The organism is Mucilaginibacter sp. SG538B, from assembly GCF_013376065.1.
GTDB classification, from domain to species: domain Bacteria; phylum Bacteroidota; class Bacteroidia; order Sphingobacteriales; family Sphingobacteriaceae; genus Mucilaginibacter; species Mucilaginibacter rubeus.
Window position 1 is genome coordinate 981,792 of the sequence record NZ_JABMJI010000003.1, and the last position, 17,790, is coordinate 999,581.

The following is a 17,790-nucleotide window of genomic DNA, read 5'->3' on the forward strand; positions in this document are numbered from 1 at the left end:
GTTATAAATGAATAGATCCGACTAAAACTTTAATTAAATTATTACCGTATTAAGGCAAGCATCCGCCCCAAAGAATTTATAAAAAGGAAGCCCCCTGAGCCTAACAAACATAAACCGCAGGACCGGAAGCTACAAAATGGTAATGCATGATCATTAACCAGGCATTACAACAACAGTTATACCAACATCTAATGTAACAGTAATAAAAATGACAGGGATTATTATTCTGGCAGCGGGCGCATCAAATCGTTTTGGCTCGCCCAAGCAAAACCAAATTTACCAGGGTAAAACCCTTTTACAGCGGGCAATTCAAACCGCGCTTACCTGCCTGCATTGCGAAAAAGTTATTGTGGTGTTAGGAGCCAATGAACAATTAATCCGTCCAAATATAGATGAACAACTTGTAGGCGTCATTCACAATCCGCGTTGGGAAGAGGGAATGGGCTCGTCAATAAAAGTTGGTGTAGCCGAAATTTTGAGGCTTGAACCCCGCATAACTTCAATTATCCTGATGCTTTGCGATCAGCCATTTGTTGATTCATTCCTGATATCACAATTAATGGAAAAAAAAGAAGTTAATGACTGCGGTATTATTGCCTGCGGCTATCGTGATGTTTTGGGCGCGCCCGCTTTGTTCGATATAAAATATTTCCCCGAACTACTTGACCTGCAAGGCTCCGAAGGTGCAAAAAAAATCATTGAAGCACATACCGATGACGTTTTTATACTCCCTTTTCCGCTGGGCGCTATTGACATTGACACCGCCGATGATTTAGAAAGGCTTAACCAGGTAGGATAAGATAATTAAGCCGAAGCAACCAGTTTATTTACACTGCGATATACAAACTCGTTAAAAATATGCCTGCGGGCAAACCGGCCGGGCGAATCAGCATTGATCAGTTTGATATAAACGGCTTTGGGCACGCCAAAATATTCATACACATTACCATCAAGAAAAGTAACTTTCAGTACCTGTTGCTTATACTCAAAATCGGCTATGTTTGATAACGTTGTGGTAGCTGTATAATCAGGCAAAGTTTGAGCACGGGTTTCAGGTGCAATGCTTACCAAAAAATGATAAGCTTCAATAATTGTTTTACTCTTCTCTTCTGCCTCTGCCCTGTTGTCGTCCTGAAACCTGTCGGGGTGCCAGGTTTTCATCATGCTTTTATAAACCGAACGTAACTCGCTTAACTCTGCATTTTCGGTCACGTTCAGGAGTTTCCTGTAGTCGCCAATTTTTTTCATTGTTTATTTAATTCTTTTTTATTGTCGATGAAGGGATTACAGGCAAAAAAGCGCTCAGCACCACCATGAAAATAACGGCGCGAAGGTACACTTTTTTAACGAGGAAAAACAGGAAGTTTTATTTATTAAACAATGATGATATGGAGTAAATATTAGCTAAAACTTTTATTAACATTCAACTTAATTCCTTACCCTGTTTGCAACTTTAATTTAGCAGCATAAATGAATAAAATACGGTGGCAGCTGTTTAAATTATAAACCGTATTTTTGCGGGCTATGAAGTTTCCCAAATTTGCCGATCTGATACTGTTTGAGAACGACGACGTTATTGTTGTAAACAAACCGCCTTTTATAAGTTCACTTGATGAACGGGGCGAAGGCAGCAGCGAGATCAGCATGTTAAGGCTGGCTAAGGCTTATTGGGACGATGCGCAGATCTGTCATCGCCTTGATAAAGAAACATCCGGCGCGCTTATTTTTGCAAAAAATCCCGAGGCTTACCGGTCGGTTTCCATTCAGTTTGAAAAGCGTAAGGTTAAAAAAGTATATCACGCGGTTATTGACGGCACACATACTTTCGATAACCTGCTTGTTGATTTGCCTATATTAAATGTTGGCAAGGGCAGTGTAACCATCAGCAGGCAGGAAGGCAAGCGTGCCGAAACCTGGTTTCAGTCGTTAAAATATTATAAACATTATACTTTGGTTGAATGCCGCCCGGTTACAGGCCGTATGCACCAGATCAGGATCCACCTGGCTACACAAAGAGCCTCCATAGCCGGCGATGAGATGTATAAGGGCGAGCCTGTTTTTCTCTCTAAAATAAAGCGCAAATATCATTTGGGTAAAGATCAGGAAGAGCTGCCTATCATGAAGCGCTTTGCCCTGCATGCTTATGAAGTAACATTTCGTATCAATCCCGAAACCGAAGTTACCATCCATGCTCCATATCCTAAAGACTTTGAAACGCTTTTGAAGCTGCTTGATAAATTTGACAGTTAAAATTAAATGGTACAAAGTATTTGAAATTATCATGCGCCAACGTATTTTTATGCTCCATGCCGCGTAGCTTAAAAAAATTCCTCTACTGTTTTTTGCTGGTAATATTTGGTGTGAGCTATTCAAAAGCTGATCCTTATATATATCTTCCTGAAGACAGTCTTGTTCATTTTTTAAAGATCCAGAACAGGGATCTTCAGGATAAAAAACTGGTTAATTATATTAAGCTCCGCTTTCAGCAGGGGCCCGTAAATACAATCCCGCAGGGTAAAAATGAAGTTTATAAGGAGCTTGATAAATACGATGTGGGCGATAAGGAAGCTTTAAAATACTTTATTGAAAGCATTATTCAGAAACGCTTTTTAAAACTCCCCGAAGCTGAAAGTGCTATGGTTAAAGCCATTAATCAGGCTTCAAAGAACAAAGCCGATTTTTTGCTTTATTCGTTTATTAGCCATCTTGCTTTTATTCAAACAGATAAAGGCAACCCAATAGGCGCTATATACAGTTACGGCCTGGCTCAAAAACAAGCTTTAAAACTTAACGATCCGCTATTGCAGGTATTCTTGAACATCAATATATCCGATCTGTATTACAAACTCAACCTGTATAGCCAGTCATTATATTACCTTAACCAGGCATTCCATATCAAGGAGGAAAATAAGATAAAGGACGACAGATTTTACACGATAATAAGCTATAACAAGGCCGAGAATTTTTTTAGGATGAAAAACCTTGATTCGCTGCAGCGATGTCATGATGATTTAATGGGGCCAAACAACAAAAGTTATAAACTATTCAGCTACCAATATCGTACTGCCTATTATATATCGCTGTTAAAACATGATTATAACAAAGCTATAACACAAATTAAAAACCTTCAAAGGGACAAAAAATATGTACCTAACGATGTTGAGAAACAAAATCTGGCCGATGCTTTTTACCTGAACGGACAACCGGATTCGGCAAGCGCTATAGCTAACCAACTGCTCGCGCTTCCATATTCTGATAATCACCCTGAAATAAAGCATCATCTTTATCAATTGCTTGGAAAAATAGCGCGGGACAGGGGCGATTACAAACTGGCTGTCGAGAATTTTGACCTTGCATTGAAACAATCAGAAGAGAGCCTGAATAATACTACACAGGTGGGCAATGTATCGGCGCAAATAAAAATTGATAAAATTGAAACCTCGTTTACCGATACTGCCGAAAAATACAGGCGCGAACGCCTTATTTTGATCCTCATCAGCATTACCACAGTTTTCATGTTTGCTGTTATTGCCCTGTTATATCGCAGCGCCAGGCAAAAACGGCACTATGAAAAATTACTATATGATACCAAAAAAAACGAGCTGGCTTTTATCAACTCGCATGAGGTACGCAAACATCTTACCAATATATTAGGCCTTGTTGAGCTGATGAGCGAAAGCAAAGACAAAAAAGAGGAGTTTTTACAGGTTGAAAAGCATCTTTACGATTCGGCCACCAGGCTCGACGACGCTATTAAGAACATATCAGAAAAATTAAGCGACTAAGTTCCTGTATCAATAATTTTTATCTCAGCCTTACCGGAAGAGGCAAGTATATCTGCTTGTATTATACCTGCAAGGCTACCCCGTACACGCACATTTGCGTTATTGATAAAAAACAGCCCTTATTCATTTCCGAAAATATGAAATTGTTAAAAACACAGTTTTACAGACCCTTTTTTACAGGTTTACAGCTATAATTAACGTGTTATTGAAAAAAAATACAAAATTTCTTAACATTTGTAATGAATTTTGTAAAAAAAATTTAAATTCGCCTTAATAATTATTGAGATTAATACAAAAACTATAATTAGAACCCCAACTTTACAAATTAATTAAAAAATGGCAACGAAACTCGAGTACATTTGGCTTGACGGCTATAAACCAACACAAAGCCTGCGTAGCAAAACAAAAATCGTTAAAGAATTTAGCGGAAAAGTAGAAGATTTAGATAACTGGAGCTTTGACGGTTCTTCAACTGAGCAGGCACCAGGTGGTTCATCTGATTGTATCTTAAAGCCAGTTTTTGTTGTTCCAGATCCGCAAAGAAAAAGCGCTTACTTAGTAATGTGCGAAGTATTAAGTGCTGATGGCAAACCACATGAATCAAACGGCCGTGCTACCATCGCTGATGATGATAATGATTTCTGGTTCGGTTTTGAGCAGGAATACTTCCTGTGGGATCCCGCAACAAACAAACCACTTGGTTTCCCTGCAGGTGGCTACCCTGGCCCGCAAGGCCCTTACTACTGTTCAGTAGGTGCAAACAATGCTTTCGGTCGCGAAATTGTTGAAGAACACTTAGACGTATGTTTAGAAGCAGGCTTAAACGTTGAAGGTATCAACGCTGAGGTTGCTGCCGGCCAGTGGGAATTCCAAATCTTTGCTAAAGGTGCTAAAGAAGCTGGTGACCAGATCTGGGTTGCACGTTATTTATTGGAAAGAATTGGCGAAAAATACGGAGTTGCTGTTAACTGGCATTGCAAACCGCTTGGTCAATTAGACTGGAACGGTTCAGGTATGCACGCTAACTTCTCAAATACTACTTTACGTACTGCAAACAGCAAAGAAATTTTCACAGCTATCTGCGAGTCTTTCCGCCCTGCAGTTGCTGAGTGTATCGCTGTTTACGGCGCTGATAACGATCAGCGTTTAACCGGTAAACACGAAACAGCTTCTATCCATGACTTTAGCTATGGTGTATCTGACCGTGGTGCTTCTATCCGTATCCCTCTGTACGCTGTTGACCACAACTGGAGCGGTTACCTGGAAGATCGTCGTCCTAACTCAGCTGCCGATCCATACAAAGTTGCTGCTGTGATCATCAAAACTGTAAAATCAGCTAAGCTTTAATCCCCCTAATAAATAGTTATTATTTTATCCCCCGGTTTATAACCGGGGGATTTTTTGTACCGGGATATTATGCTTTGAAATGCCTCAATTGTCGATTATCACCACAAGGCGTTGCCCGTTAGGCACTTCCAGGTTCCAGAGTTCGGCAATATCTGCTAAATTCACCTTAACAGTATCTCCTTTTAATTTACCTGCAGCCGCAAGCGAAAACATCTCCGGTAAAATCTCCCTAAAAAGTTCACCTACCTGTGCTTTTGACCATGCGCCAAGTCCCGACCCTGTTAACTGAAGATCAGCACTTCGGAGGGTTGCCGCCGAAAGCTGTACAAGATCTCCGGCCATACTACCTACAGATACATATCTTATTTTATTGGTAAATGAACCGTTACCCTTTAAGCAAGTAAGGATCATTTCGGCAGTATGCCCCCATAAATAGTCTATGACAATATCTATCGGTGTTTGCGAATGTACTGCTGATAACCGTGCTTTAAAGCCGTCATCATCCTGCGTTAAGGAAATAGTCTCATCGGCCCCAAGTGCCAACAGTTCGTTAAGGGATGCTTTGTTTCTACCGGTTGCAATTATTTTTTTTGCACCGTAGTGTTTGGCAATCTGTACGGCTACACGCCCGGTAAAGCCGGTGGCGCCATTGATAAGCACAACATCTCCGGGTTTGATATTGGCCTTAAATTTAAGTCCCATAGCGGCGCCAATAACTGCATTTGGCAAAGCGGCCGCAACGGCATCATCCACACCATCAGGTATTTTCACCATCCTGTTTTTATTTATAACAGCCTTTTCTGCCAGCATACCGCTTACACCTATACTATATACGCGTTTCCCATCTTCAAGAACACAAACACCGTCGCCACCAATTACACGACCGTTTTCATTAAGTGCATCGCTCGAATAATGCTTGCCCGATGCCCTGCTTTTGTCAAGATGTTTAATAGCTACTGCTTTTACACTAACCAATACTTCGTCGGGATTTTGAACCGCCGGTTCAGGAAAATCTGTATATTGAGGTAGCCCTCCCTGTTGATACATTACTGCTGCTTTCATGTTATTTTTCTTTTTTTGATAACACAAAATTAGCCAGGCATACAAACCGGGACGATAACATATGTTATCAAGTTCAGAAATGCGATTTGCCTTTTGCCAGTTTGCTTTTTATGCGGCTTAAATGCACTTTGCTTACACCCAGATACGAGGCAATATAATGCTGAGGTACTCGCTGTATGATATGCGGCCTCTCGTTTAAAAGAAGCTGATAGCGTTGTTCAGGTGTATCGCGAATAATGGAAACAAACTCATTAATGTAATGCATTTGCCGCCGGGCCGTCATCTGTAATATCATTTGTGCAAAATCGGGCTCGTGGCTTAACTCATCCATTAATTGGGAAACATACTGCCTGGGCAACAGATAAATAACCGATGGTTCAATAGTTTCGATTGTGAACGAGCTTGGCACGTTGTTTACAAAACTATCGAAAGAACTTAACCCTTCATTTTCAAAGAAAAATTGTACCGTTTTATCATCACCATTGTTATTGAAAAATGTTCGTACACAACCTTTTTCAATAAAGATATAATGCTGAGATATTTTGCCTTCCTGAAGTAACACTGTTTTAGCCGGTACCTCCATGCGTTTCTGAAATGGCAGGTATCTGTCCCAATAGGCATTCAACTTCGGAAATCTATCTTTGAAATGAAAAAACATCGTTATTTAAATGGCTGCTTAGCAACATTATTTTTGACAGAAGTATCTTTTAAATATTGGATATAGTCACCCGTGGTAATCTCATTATAAGCGGCTACAGGTAAATTATAAAGATACATCCAACACTCCATGATATCATTAGTGGTATAGATGCTCACCGTTTCCCTTATATATTCATGCGGATGTTGGTATAACCCACCGACACCTTCATAATCGTCAATTACCTTTAATATAATGTCGGGGTCATCCATCATAAAAATACTACCGTAAATGTAGCGTTCTTCAGTATTACCGATCACTGCGCCAGGATATTCGCCAATATCATAAAGTCGCCCTCTTATTCTTCCGTCACCTATAAATTTACAGTGTTTATTTAGGTACGCTGCAAACTCATTACCGGGCTGCAGCAATGTGCCATACACAAATAAAAATTGACTTGTTGTTTCCATAAATAGCTCAAACAAAGGTAAGCGCAAACGCGTATTATACACGCACAGGCTATTTTTTTATAGTTTAAGCCATAATAGCTATCTTGCTGCACCTTAACCGGCCATACTTTTATACCATGAACACAGAAGAGATCAAAGCGTATATAGAACAGAATAACATCCAGAAAATAAAATTCGCCTTTGCCGATATTGATGGCATTTTGCGCGGTAAGGTGATCCACCCTAAAAAATTTATTGATGGATTGCAAAGTGGCTATGGCTTTTGCGATGTGGTATTTGGCTGGGATAGCAGCGATGTTTGTTATGATAACGTACAGTTAACCGGCTGGCAAAGCGGTTACCCGGACAAACTTTGCCGTATTGACCTGTCGACCCTGCGTAATGTGCCCTGGCAGGATGATATCCCCTTTTTTTTAGCCGATTTCAGCAAACCCGACGGCAACGACTTGCCGGCCTGTCCGCGTAGCCTGCTCAAACATGTTAAAGCGCAATGTGATGAGATGGGCTATCACGCCGAATTTGCACAGGAGTTTGAATGGTTCAATTTTAAAGAAACACCGCAAACCCTTGCCGATAAAAAGTTCACTAATATTGAACCGCTCACACCGGGCATGTTCGGCTATTCTATACTGCGTACATCAGAAAACAGCGATTTTTATTATGATCTGTTTAATCTGCTTACCAAATTCAATATCCCGATTGAGGGCCTGCATACCGAAACTGGTCCGGGAGTATATGAAGCTGCCATATTGCATGATGAAGTTTTAGCTGCCGCTGATAAAGCAACCCTGTTTAAAACCGCAGTTAAAGAGATAGCCTATAAACACGGCATTATAGCGTCATTCATGGCCAAATGGACTGAAACGCTGCCAGGCTGCAGCGGCCATATCCACCAAAGCCTGTGGACTAAAGATCAATCAAAAAACCTGTTTTACAACGCCAATGATGTAAACAAAATGAGCGACCTGCATAAGCATTACCTTGCAGGCCAGCTATATTGCATGCCTTACCTGTTGCCTATGTACGCGCCAACCATCAACAGCTACAAACGCCTTGTTGAAGGGGCCTGGGCACCCACTACCATAACCTGGGGCGTAGAAAATCGCACTACCGCGTTACGTGTTATCAATACCACCGAAAACTATACCCGCCTGGAAACCCGCATCCCGGGTTCAGATACCAACCCATACCTGGGCATGGCTGCAGCACTGGCTTCGGGCTTGTACGGTATTAAAAACAAGCTTGAGCTAAATATTAAGCCAACAACAGGCAATGGTTACCAGGACAAACGTAATGGTGTACTATGGCCAAACCTGCATACAGCCGCCACGGCAATGCAAAACTCCGACTTGGCCAAAGAGCTCTTTGGCGAAGGTTTTGTTGATCACTTCACCCAAACCCGGCTGTGGGAATACCGCCAGTTTGCCAAAAGCGTTACCGACTGGGAGTTGAAGAGGTATTTTGAGATTATATAATCTGAACCGGAAGGATGTCTGAACTCGAATTAAACGAATTTTGGGAATGAGTAGAATTAATATTCTGTTTAATTTTTTAATTCGAAAAATTCGGGTTCAGACAATATATTTACACCCTTAATTATAAACCGAATGCTGCCAATGGCGTAACTTTGCCGGCAGACACATACAAATGGACTATTCTTTTATTATCCGCAAGGCCTGGGAAGGGTATGACGCGTCAAAAACCATCCGCGATATTGAAGATATCAGCGCTATGGTTTCAACCAATCACGTGTACCGTATTACGTTTGATGACGATGATATTATCATAGCCAAACTCTCTTACTTTGGCAAGTTCGAACATTTTAAAGAGGACCACCGCATTATTCAAACGCTGGCAATTAACCTGCTGTACCCGTTTGAGAATTTCCTGGCCCGTTCTTTACAAAAAAACAACCGCGTTTACATCTATCATCATAAACACGGCAAAACCGATGCCTGGGTGGTTTTCTATAACCCTACACGTATTTTACAGCGCCTGCCACGCCGGTTAGAAGAAAACCATATTAAAAAACTTGGTCAGCAGGTTGGCAAATTCCATAAAGCCTGCTCAAGGGTTAAAAATGTGCTGCCTAAATCGTCAAAGACTTTACGCACCGATATCTGGGCCTTGCAGCAACAAATCGAGAGCAACCCAAAACAATTTGGTACCGGCATGCAGGCCGACTTTTTAAAATACCACTGTGAAACCTTTTTGAAAAACCGCTCCAAATACAACATGAGCTCGTTCGAGATCATTCCTGTATTTATCGACTGGAATATCGGCAACTTTTCGGTAACACCTGATCTTGAGCTTTACTCGCGCTGGGATTATGACTGGTTCAGGATGAGTTACCGTTTGCTCGATTTTTATTTCTTCAGTCGCGTAGTTTCTGATATTGGCGACCGTACTGTTTTCAGCTACGTGATCAACACTATGATGGAAGACCGATTCATTATTTTTTTAAAAGAATACCATAAAGTTAACCCGCTTACTGCCGATGAGATCCGCTTTTTAAAAGAAGCTTATCGTTTTTTTATCCTGAATTACGTAATTAAAGATGGTAAGCACTTTTTTAGCGAACAATATGCCAAAAAACTACAGGCTGAAGCTTTTGACATCTATTTACCATCGGTAGACAGGGATTTTGATGCCGAAAAGATCATTGAGGCCTTAAAATTAAAATAGGTTAACTATCTTTCAGGCTTATTTTATAAAAAGCCCTAAAACAGATAAGCATGACCAGGATAGACAACTTTAAATCCATAATTGATAAATACGAAGTTGTTTTTTTTGATGCTTTTGGGGTTTTGAAAAACTATGGCGGCCTGCTTCCGGGTATTGAACGCACTTTTTCTTACCTGGCAGAACAAGGTAAGGAGTATTATATTGTAACCAACGATGCATCACGAAGCCCGGTGCAATTAGCCGAATCCTATACCACCAAAGGATTGACCGCCATAACGCCCAACAGGATCATATCATCGGGCATGCTTACCAAAGAATATCTTGACCTGAAGGTGAACGACGGTATCGTAGCCTATTTAGGCACGCCCGATTCTGCCCATTACATTGATAGCTCTGGGCTGCATACATTGCCTATCAGCGAAGTAAACGAAAGCAATATTGACAGGGTTAACGCGCTGGTGTTTTTAGATGACGAAGGTTTTGACTGGGGACGTGACCTGAACAAATCAGTTAACCTCATGCGTAAGCGCACCATTCCGGCCATTGTAGCCAATACCGATCATGCCTATCCGCTAACCAAACATGACGTATCTATAGCCATAGGCGGCTTAGCCAGTATGATAGAGAAAATTGTAGGCAAAGAGTTCATTCGATTCGGTAAGCCGGATTCGCAGATGTTCATGTTTGCTTACGATCTGCTTCGCGAACGCAGGCCTATCAGTAAAAGGGATATTGTGATGGTAGGCGATACCCTGCAAACAGACATTTTGGGCGGTAATAAATTTGGTTTGGATACCGTACTGGTGCTATCCGGTAATACCCAGGTCAAAGACGCCGAAAACCGCATCACCGCCACCGGCATTGTGCCAACTTATATTTGCGATTCGGCAGTGGTGGAGGCCGGTGGATTGGGATTCTAAACTTCCAAAGCATGTTGTTGCGCGGCAACCGCAAGGAAGCATAGCCGCCTGTACAGAATGTTGTTGCTTCGTCGTTCCTACTCGTATGACATTCAATCCCCCCCTTTTTCTACAAATCCTATCAATCTTTCTACCGCAACTATTTATTTAGAAAAATTTGTTTTAAATGTATGGTTTACATTTATTTTTACCAACTTTGAAATCGCTAAGGTATAACTGTCTACCTTACATGTATAAGCCAATTATTACCTGATTTTAAACTAATGGACACAAATTTTGATCTTAAAGAGCACCCTCACAGCAGGTTAAACATTTTAACAGGCGACTGGATCCTGGTATCGCCGCATCGTACAAAACGCCCGTGGCAAGGCAAAGTTGAGGCTACACAAGCCGACGACCGCCCGCAATATGATCCAGCCTGTTACCTGTGCCCCACAAACAAAAGGGCCGATGGCAGCGAAAATCCCGATTATAAAGGAAGCTTTGTGTTTACCAATGACTATTCATCGCTGTTGCTGAATACGCCGGATGGCGGTTTAAATGAAGAAGAACTGCTGGTAGCTAACAGCCAGAAAGGTATTTGCCGGGTAATCAGTTTTTCGCCGAGGCATGACCTCACCCTGCCCCAGATGACCACCAAAGAGATCAGCAAAGTGGTTGACGTATGGCAGTCGGAATTTGAAGACCTGGCTTCTTATCCATGGATCAAGCACATCCAGATCTTTGAAAACAAGGGCGATATCATGGGCTGCAGCAACCCGCATCCGCATGGGCAAATTTGGGCGCAAAACAGCCTGCCCGTTGAAGTAGCTAAAGAAACCCAGCAGCAAAAGCTGCATTTTGAGCAAAAAGGAACAAGCCTTTTAGCCGATTACCTTGCATTGGAACTTAAAAAGCAGGACCGCATAGTTTTTGAGAATGAACATTTTGTTGTGCTTGTGCCGTTTTGGGCGGTTTGGCCGTACGAAACTATGATTGTAAGCAAAAGGCATGTAACAAGCATTTTATACTTTACCGGGCAGGAAAAACATGCCCTCGCCGACGCTATCAGGAGGCTCACCATCAGGTATGATAACATGTTTGAAACATCGTTCCCTTATTCGGCAGGTATGCACCAATCACCGGTTAACTCGGGCGATCATCCCTACTGGCACTGGCATATGCATTTTTACCCGCCGCTGTTACGTTCGGCCACGGTTAAAAAGTTTATGGTAGGTTATGAGATGCTTGCCAATCCGCAACGCGATATCACAGCAGAGTTTGCTGCTGAAAAATTGCGTGGTTTAAGTGAGATCCATTATAAAACGAAGGAATAATGAAAAAAAGCTATTTTTAAACCAAACTATAACCAACCTATTTATGAGAAAATTAATTAAAGGTATTTATTTAACAATTTTACCTGCTTGTAGCCTATATTTGGCTGCCTGTAATCAAAATTCAACCTCACAGAAAAACACTACTATGGCGGATAGCACCCAAACCACGGCATCAGCATTCGAAAAAACAATCGATGGTAAACAAACCCATTTATTTACCCTTAAAAACAAAAACGGCATTATTGCCACCATCACCAATTATGGCGGCCGTGTGGTAAGCTTATTAGTACCCGATAAAAATGGCAAGTTAACCGATGTTGTTTTAGGTTTTGATGATGTGGAAGGTTTTGAAAAATCAACCGAACGTTATTATGGCGCTACCATTGGCCGTTACGGTAACCGTATTGCCAAAGGCCATTTTAAAATAGATGGTAAAGATTATCAATCATCAATTAACAATACGCCCAATATGTTGCACGGTGGCAAACACGGTTTCCAGGAAGTGGTGTGGGATGGTAAAATGATCGATTCATCTACCGTAGAGCTTACCTATCTTTCAAAAGATATGGAAGAAGGCTTCCCCGGTAACCTCAATGTTAAAGTAATTTACAGCCTTACCGACGATAATTCATTTAAATGCCAGTACGAAGCTACTACCGATAAAAAAACGGTTGTTAACCTTACCAATCACGCGTTCTTTAACCTCAATGGCGAAGGCAGCGGTACAATCCTCAATCATTTGGTACAGATAGATGCTGATAATTATTTACCGGTTGATGCAGGCTTGATCCCTACCGGGAAACTTGAAAAAGTTGCCGGCACTCCGTTCGATTTCACTAAGCCCGAAACCATAGGCAAACGTATCAACGACGACAATGTGCAGTTAAAAGATGGCAAAGGTTACGATCACAACTTCGTACTGAACAAACATGACCTGAGCACTCCAATTGCGACTGTTGTAGGTGATAAAAGCGGTATCAAAATGGAAGTATTTACCGAAGAACCTGGCTTACAGTTTTACAGCGGTAACTTTATGCAGGCTAAAAATGCAATGAAACGCGGTATTAAAGATGAGTACCGTACTTCATTCGCGATGGAAACCCAGCATTTTCCTGATTCACCAAATCAGCCGCAATTCCCTTCTACGGAATTGAAACCCGGCGATACCTATAAAACGCAATCGCTTTATAAGTTTTCGGTAGTGAAATAATTGAACACCTTTTTTATACAAAAGTCCTGCCCAACGGCAGGACTTTTTGCTTTATATTAGCGTAATGACAACCGCTATTCATACTTATAAATTTATAAAAGAAGATAACGGCCGCTGGTACATCGATCTACCCGATTGGCAGGGCGTTAAGGCCGACCTTGAAATGGTTGAAGGAGCCGATACCATGCTTGATTATGTTGGTGAAGGGAGCAACGAAGTTAAACTTCTTTTGGCCGAAGAACCTTTTGAAGGCAGCGCGATACTCCAACTCATCGAAGATTATAAAGACCATGTTGGCGGCGGCATTTATTTGCTTGGAGACTATGAAGGAAAAGCCCTTGACCAGCAAATGTGGCTTTGCGATGTTACAAAGTTTGTGTTTGGTAAACTCCCGCCTTTTATCTATTTTAAAAAACAATAAGAAATATCAGCAGTTATGAGCGCCTGGCGAAAACGGGCAATTGAATGCCTCCCTTCCTTAAAGAAGGACTTTGAGGATCCACAAACTTCAATTTATGGCGTTTTTATGGAGTTATTACCGGTTACTGTAGCTTCTCATAAAAGTAATAACGTCGCACAACTCAAAAAGAACTATGATTTTGCCGAATGGTGTTTCAGGCAAAATCTGAAAACCTGTGGAATGCTGCCGGAGTATCATTTTATGAACATTTAGGTGATAAATCCGAAACACTGTAAGCGATCCATCTATGGGTTAAACTGGATATCTATATCGAGATACGATCACTCTTGAACCAAAGAGTTGGCGAGGCTACTTTAAAAATAATAGACGGCTTATATGGATTGAGTAATGCCAGGTTTACGGGCTGATCTTAATGGCTTCGATGTTTAATGTTTGTTAAGCAGATTTAAAACAAACCTAAACTTTTTGAGGTTAACAGGTTAATTAATAACAATCTGTTTACCTATCTATAAAAACATCATGAGTGATCAATCAACCCAACCCGAAGAAAAAGGATTTTTCGAGAAGGTTAAAGAAACAATTGAAAGCCTTTGGGAAGGCACAAAAGATACAACCGAAGACGTAAAAGAAGCAGCCGAAGAAAAAATAGAGGATATCAAGGAAAAAGTAACCGCTAAAAAAGCCACGGCTACCAAAAAAGCTGCGCCAACTAAAACCACAGCAGCTAAAAAAGCAAATGTGGTAACCGCCAAAGCAAAAAACGCAGTTTCTGAAGTAAAAGCAAAAGCCGACACCAAGGCTAAAGCCATTACCGCCAAAGCAAAAGATGAAGCAGCAACCGCTAAAAAAGCCGTGGCTGATGTAAAAGCAAAGGCTGCAACTAAGGCGAAAACTATTACTGCTAAAGCTAAAACCGAAGCCGCGGAAGCTAAGAAGGCCATAGCATCGAAAACTGCTAAAACAGCTACCAGCGTTAAAAAGAAAGCGGCAGCTACAGCTAAGTAAGATTGCCAATTTTCAGACCTGCGAAGTTTCTAAAACTTCGCAGGTCTTCCTCTTCTCTGTCCGAATTTACTTCATCAATCAACATCCAGCCGAAAATTAAATTGTAAAAGCTATTGACAGTAATTTAATTAATCGTAATATTGCAATATAATTATGGGAATCACTAAAACAGAAATATTTACCGACGAGCAGAACAAACTGGCTGTGCAGCTTAAAGCTATCGCTCATCCGGCCCGTATTGCCATCCTGCAGCTTATTATTGAAGCCAAGGCTTGTATCTGTGGGGATCTGTCATCTGAACTGGGGCTTGCCCAACCTACAGTGTCCCAGCATCTTAAAGAATTAAAGAATGCCGGCCTTATACAGGGTACCATTGAAGGCGTAAGCGTTTGCTACTGCATTGAACCCGAAGCCTGGCAAAACCTGAATGATGAGTTGAATAAACTATTCTCATCGTACAAAGACTTCAATAATTGCTGTTAAAATTTTTTGGTCACATTAATCGTAATATTGCAATACACAAATGAAAACAAACGAGGAATTAAAAGAGTTGGTAAAGCTGAAATACAGCGAAATTGCCTTACAGGACAAGGATACCAATCAATCATCATGCTGCGGAGCCAGCGGATGTTCAACCGAGGTTTATAATATCATGAGCGAAGATTATACCAAACTGCAGGGTTACAATGCCGATGCCGATCTTGGTTTAGGCTGCGGTTTGCCCACGCAATTCGCCCAAATTAAAAAGGGTGATACGGTAATTGACCTCGGCAGCGGTGCAGGTAATGATTGCTTTATAGCCCGCTCCGAAACCGGCGAGACCGGCAAAGTAATAGGAATTGATTTTACAGAAGCTATGATTAGCAAGGCACGCGAAAACGCCGACAAACTTGGCTTTAATAATGTGGAGTTCCGTTTGGGCGATATCGAGCATATGCCGGTAACTGCCAACGCGGCCGATGTGATTGTAAGCAACTGTGTATTAAACCTGGTGCCTGATAAAAACGCTGTCATTAAAGACATTTACCGCGTATTGAAACCCGGGGGCCATTTTAGCATTTCGGATATTGTATTGACAGGCAGCCTGCCCGAAAAGATCAGGACAGCCGCCGAAATGTATGCAGGCTGCGTATCAGGGGCCATTCAAAAAGAGGAATACCTTGAGCTCATCAGCAAAAATGGTTTTGTCAATATCATTGTGCAAAAAGAAAAAGCCATTATTATTCCTGATGATATTTTAAGCAATTACCTATCGGCAGATGAAATTAATGAATTTAAAAACGGCAACGGCGCTATTGTAAGCGTCACCGTGTATGCCGAAAAACCCGAAACAAAAGTATGCTGCGAACCAGGCTGCTGCCAATAAAACAATTATGAAAAATATATTAGTACTATGCACAGGCAATAGTTGCCGGAGTCAGATAGCCGAGGGATATTTAAAGCATTTTGCGGGCAGTAAAGCAAACATATACAGTGCAGGCATTGAAACACATGGCGTGAACCCCAAAGCTATTAAAACCATGGCCGAGGATGATATTGATATTTCCAATCATACCTCAAACCATGTGGATGAATACGCCAACGTTGCTTTTGATTATTTAATAACCGTTTGCGATAATGCTAACGAAGCCTGCCCTTACTTTCCGGGGAATGTGAAACGTTTTCATTACAACTTCCCGGATCCGGCCAAAGCCCGCGGCACCGAAGATGAAGTGATGGGCGAATTCAGAAAAGTACGTGAACAGATCAAAGCGTACACCCAACAATTTGTAGAACAGCATTTAACCGAAGCGCAATAATATGTCTGCCAATAATTGCACTCCGGTGGTTGAACGCAAACGGCTCGGTTTTATTGATCGCTATCTCACCATCTGGATTTTCCTGGCCATGGCTATAGGCGTTGTAACAGGGTATTTTATACCCTCATCGTCCGATTTTATCAATTCGTTTTCGAGCGGGACTACTAATATTCCGTTGGCGATCGGCCTCATATTAATGATGTACCCGCCGCTTGCCAAAGTAAAATATGAACAGATGGGCAGGGTATTTAAAGATGTAAAGATATTAAGTGCCTCGCTTATTTTAAACTGGATAATAGGCCCTATCCTAATGTTCATTTTAGCTGTCGTTTTCCTGCGCGGTTACCCCGGATATATGACAGGACTGATACTGATTGGGCTTGCCCGTTGTATTGCCATGGTTGTAGTATGGAATGAACTTGCCGATGGCAGCCGCGAATATGCCGCCGGTTTGATAGCCCTGAACAGCATTTTCCAGGTACTTTTATATAGCGTATATGCTTACATTTTTATAACCATACTGCCGCCGTTGCTCGGCTTTAAAAGTCTCCAGGTACATATTACCATGCTCCAGATTGCCAAAAGTGTGGGCATCTATCTCGGTATTCCTTTTGCCGCCGGTATTATTAGTCGCTACACATTGATCAAACTAAAGGGCGAGGGCTGGTTTCAGCAAAAATTTGTTCCTTTTATTTCACCCATAACCCTTATTGCGCTGTTGTTTACCATTATACTGATGTTTAGCCTCAAGGGTAGGCTTATAGTGCAAATCCCTATGGATGTGGTTCACATTGCTATACCGCTGGTATTTTACTTTGCAATTATGTTCATGCTTAGTTTTTTCATCGGCAAATATTTTGGTGCTGATTATTCAAAAAGTACCTCCATTGCCTTCACAGCTACCGGCAATAATTTTGAGCTCGCTATCGCGGTATCTATTGGTGTATTTGGTATTAACTCAGGGCAAGCCTTTGCAGGGGTAATCGGCCCGCTGGTTGAGGTGCCGGCACTGATAGCGCTGGTTAACGTGGCATTTTGGCTTCGCCGAAAATACTATCGTAATGAAGTTATAGCCAAAGCAGATTAATTACAATGCCAATAAAAAAGCGATTGGACAATCCAATCGCTTTTTA

General features: G+C 41.6%; 20 protein-coding genes. 16 read left to right on the forward strand and 4 right to left on the reverse strand.

Annotated features, from left to right (window positions below):
* The first annotated feature begins 208 nt into the window (after positions 1-208).
* Positions 209-799 (forward strand): NTP transferase domain-containing protein, encoded by a 591-nt coding sequence (locus FHW88_RS20200; protein ID WP_090526429.1) that lies wholly within the window; start codon positions 209-211, stop codon positions 797-799.
* Between the two features lie 5 nt (positions 800-804).
* Here FHW88_RS20200 and FHW88_RS20205 read toward each other — a convergent pair whose 3' ends face one another.
* Positions 805-1,248, reverse strand: a complete 444-nt coding sequence (locus FHW88_RS20205) for a KTSC domain-containing protein (RefSeq protein WP_090526427.1) — start codon at positions 1,246-1,248, stop codon at positions 805-807.
* Positions 1,249-1,524: 276 nt separating this feature from the next.
* Here FHW88_RS20205 and FHW88_RS20210 point away from each other — a divergent pair, with 276 nt between their 5' ends.
* The 3 genes from FHW88_RS20210 (at position 1,525) to FHW88_RS20220 (ending at position 5,132) form a co-directional block, all read left to right on the forward strand.
* Positions 1,525-2,250, forward strand: a complete 726-nt coding sequence (locus tag FHW88_RS20210; protein ID WP_090526425.1) for an RluA family pseudouridine synthase — start codon at positions 1,525-1,527, stop codon at positions 2,248-2,250.
* 20 nt (positions 2,251-2,270) lie between these two features.
* Complete coding sequence (locus FHW88_RS20215) at positions 2,271-3,785, forward strand: hypothetical protein (RefSeq protein ID WP_139159957.1); 1,515 nt, start codon at positions 2,271-2,273, stop codon at positions 3,783-3,785.
* A gap of 336 nt (positions 3,786-4,121) precedes the next feature.
* A complete protein-coding gene (locus FHW88_RS20220) occupies positions 4,122-5,132 on the forward strand; it encodes a glutamine synthetase beta-grasp domain-containing protein (RefSeq protein ID WP_090526420.1) in 1,011 nt (336 codons plus the stop codon).
* Positions 5,133-5,216: 84 nt separating this feature from the next.
* On the opposite strand, the gene FHW88_RS20225 is transcribed toward FHW88_RS20220, so the two are convergent.
* The 3 genes from FHW88_RS20225 to FHW88_RS20235 form a co-directional block, all read right to left on the reverse strand.
* Positions 5,217-6,194 (reverse strand): zinc-binding alcohol dehydrogenase family protein, encoded by a 978-nt coding sequence (locus tag FHW88_RS20225; protein WP_176627663.1) that lies wholly within the window; start codon positions 6,192-6,194, stop codon positions 5,217-5,219.
* Positions 6,195-6,267: 73 nt separating this feature from the next.
* The gene (locus FHW88_RS20230; protein ID WP_090526416.1) at positions 6,268-6,852 is read right to left on the reverse strand and encodes a Crp/Fnr family transcriptional regulator; all 585 of its coding nucleotides are present in this window, start codon (positions 6,850-6,852) and stop codon (positions 6,268-6,270) included.
* A 2-nt stretch (positions 6,853-6,854) separates the two neighbouring features.
* Entirely contained in the window at positions 6,855-7,301 is a 447-nt protein-coding gene (locus FHW88_RS20235) for a gamma-glutamylcyclotransferase (protein WP_176627664.1), read from the reverse strand.
* A gap of 116 nt (positions 7,302-7,417) precedes the next feature.
* Here FHW88_RS20235 and FHW88_RS20240 point away from each other — a divergent pair, with 116 nt between their 5' ends.
* The 12 genes from FHW88_RS20240 to arsB all read left to right on the forward strand — a co-directional run bounded on the left by FHW88_RS20240 (position 7,418) and on the right by arsB (position 17,744).
* A complete protein-coding gene (locus FHW88_RS20240; RefSeq protein ID WP_176627665.1) occupies positions 7,418-8,776 on the forward strand; it encodes a glutamine synthetase family protein in 1,359 nt (452 codons plus the stop codon).
* Between the two features lie 172 nt (positions 8,777-8,948).
* A complete protein-coding gene (locus tag FHW88_RS20245; protein ID WP_090526410.1) occupies positions 8,949-9,986 on the forward strand; it encodes a hypothetical protein in 1,038 nt (345 codons plus the stop codon).
* 50 nt (positions 9,987-10,036) lie between these two features.
* Positions 10,037-10,906 carry an HAD-IIA family hydrolase gene (locus FHW88_RS20250; RefSeq protein WP_176627666.1) on the forward strand — a complete coding sequence of 290 codons (870 nt, stop codon included), beginning with the start codon at positions 10,037-10,039 and terminating at the stop codon, positions 10,904-10,906.
* A 263-nt stretch (positions 10,907-11,169) separates the two neighbouring features.
* A complete protein-coding gene (locus FHW88_RS20255) occupies positions 11,170-12,222 on the forward strand; it encodes a UDP-glucose--hexose-1-phosphate uridylyltransferase (protein ID WP_090526406.1) in 1,053 nt (350 codons plus the stop codon).
* Positions 12,223-12,265: 43 nt separating this feature from the next.
* Positions 12,266-13,432, forward strand: coding sequence for an aldose epimerase family protein (locus FHW88_RS20260; protein ID WP_176627667.1), 1,167 nt, complete (start codon positions 12,266-12,268; stop codon positions 13,430-13,432).
* 64 nt (positions 13,433-13,496) lie between these two features.
* The gene (locus FHW88_RS20265; protein WP_090526402.1) at positions 13,497-13,853 is read left to right on the forward strand and encodes a DUF6717 family protein; all 357 of its coding nucleotides are present in this window, start codon (positions 13,497-13,499) and stop codon (positions 13,851-13,853) included.
* 15 nt (positions 13,854-13,868) lie between these two features.
* Positions 13,869-14,105, forward strand: coding sequence for a hypothetical protein (locus FHW88_RS20270; RefSeq protein WP_176627668.1), 237 nt, complete (start codon positions 13,869-13,871; stop codon positions 14,103-14,105).
* Between the two features lie 267 nt (positions 14,106-14,372).
* On the forward strand, positions 14,373-14,858 hold the full coding sequence (locus FHW88_RS20275) for a hypothetical protein (RefSeq protein ID WP_176627669.1): 486 nt from the start codon (positions 14,373-14,375) through the stop codon (positions 14,856-14,858).
* A gap of 153 nt (positions 14,859-15,011) precedes the next feature.
* Positions 15,012-15,341, forward strand: a complete 330-nt coding sequence (locus tag FHW88_RS20280) for an ArsR/SmtB family transcription factor (protein ID WP_090526397.1) — start codon at positions 15,012-15,014, stop codon at positions 15,339-15,341.
* Positions 15,342-15,381: 40 nt separating this feature from the next.
* A complete protein-coding gene (locus FHW88_RS20285) occupies positions 15,382-16,224 on the forward strand; it encodes an arsenite methyltransferase (protein WP_176627670.1) in 843 nt (280 codons plus the stop codon).
* A gap of 7 nt (positions 16,225-16,231) precedes the next feature.
* Positions 16,232-16,657 (forward strand): arsenate reductase ArsC, encoded by a 426-nt coding sequence (locus FHW88_RS20290; RefSeq protein WP_090527580.1) that lies wholly within the window; start codon positions 16,232-16,234, stop codon positions 16,655-16,657.
* Between the two features lies 1 nt (position 16,658).
* On the forward strand, positions 16,659-17,744 hold the full coding sequence (arsB, locus tag FHW88_RS20295) for an ACR3 family arsenite efflux transporter (RefSeq protein WP_176627671.1): 1,086 nt from the start codon (positions 16,659-16,661) through the stop codon (positions 17,742-17,744).
* Positions 17,745-17,790 lie beyond the last annotated feature (46 nt).

What these genes read in the sequence shown, in the direction of transcription:
- FHW88_RS20200 (WP_090526429.1), top strand. Translation starts at nt 209, where the DNA reads ATGACAGGGATTATTATTCTGGCAGCGGGCGCATCAAATCGTTTTGGC.
- FHW88_RS20205 (WP_090526427.1), bottom strand. Translation starts at nt 1,248, where the DNA reads ATGAAAAAAATTGGCGACTACAGGAAACTCCTGAACGTGACCGAAAAT.
- FHW88_RS20210 (WP_090526425.1), top strand. Translation starts at nt 1,525, where the DNA reads ATGAAGTTTCCCAAATTTGCCGATCTGATACTGTTTGAGAACGACGAC.
- FHW88_RS20220 (WP_090526420.1), top strand. Translation starts at nt 4,122, where the DNA reads ATGGCAACGAAACTCGAGTACATTTGGCTTGACGGCTATAAACCAACA.
- FHW88_RS20225 (WP_176627663.1), bottom strand. Translation starts at nt 6,194, where the DNA reads ATGAAAGCAGCAGTAATGTATCAACAGGGAGGGCTACCTCAATATACA.
- FHW88_RS20230 (WP_090526416.1), bottom strand. Translation starts at nt 6,852, where the DNA reads ATGTTTTTTCATTTCAAAGATAGATTTCCGAAGTTGAATGCCTATTGG.
- FHW88_RS20235 (WP_176627664.1), bottom strand. Translation starts at nt 7,301, where the DNA reads ATGGAAACAACAAGTCAATTTTTATTTGTGTATGGCACATTGCTGCAG.
- FHW88_RS20240 (WP_176627665.1), top strand. Translation starts at nt 7,418, where the DNA reads ATGAACACAGAAGAGATCAAAGCGTATATAGAACAGAATAACATCCAG.
- FHW88_RS20245 (WP_090526410.1), top strand. Translation starts at nt 8,949, where the DNA reads ATGGACTATTCTTTTATTATCCGCAAGGCCTGGGAAGGGTATGACGCG.
- FHW88_RS20250 (WP_176627666.1), top strand. Translation starts at nt 10,037, where the DNA reads ATGACCAGGATAGACAACTTTAAATCCATAATTGATAAATACGAAGTT.
- FHW88_RS20255 (WP_090526406.1), top strand. Translation starts at nt 11,170, where the DNA reads ATGGACACAAATTTTGATCTTAAAGAGCACCCTCACAGCAGGTTAAAC.
- FHW88_RS20260 (WP_176627667.1), top strand. Translation starts at nt 12,266, where the DNA reads ATGAGAAAATTAATTAAAGGTATTTATTTAACAATTTTACCTGCTTGT.
- FHW88_RS20265 (WP_090526402.1), top strand. Translation starts at nt 13,497, where the DNA reads ATGACAACCGCTATTCATACTTATAAATTTATAAAAGAAGATAACGGC.
- FHW88_RS20270 (WP_176627668.1), top strand. Translation starts at nt 13,869, where the DNA reads ATGAGCGCCTGGCGAAAACGGGCAATTGAATGCCTCCCTTCCTTAAAG.
- FHW88_RS20275 (WP_176627669.1), top strand. Translation starts at nt 14,373, where the DNA reads ATGAGTGATCAATCAACCCAACCCGAAGAAAAAGGATTTTTCGAGAAG.
- FHW88_RS20280 (WP_090526397.1), top strand. Translation starts at nt 15,012, where the DNA reads ATGGGAATCACTAAAACAGAAATATTTACCGACGAGCAGAACAAACTG.
- FHW88_RS20285 (WP_176627670.1), top strand. Translation starts at nt 15,382, where the DNA reads ATGAAAACAAACGAGGAATTAAAAGAGTTGGTAAAGCTGAAATACAGC.
- FHW88_RS20290 (WP_090527580.1), top strand. Translation starts at nt 16,232, where the DNA reads ATGAAAAATATATTAGTACTATGCACAGGCAATAGTTGCCGGAGTCAG.
- arsB (WP_176627671.1), top strand. Translation starts at nt 16,659, where the DNA reads ATGTCTGCCAATAATTGCACTCCGGTGGTTGAACGCAAACGGCTCGGT.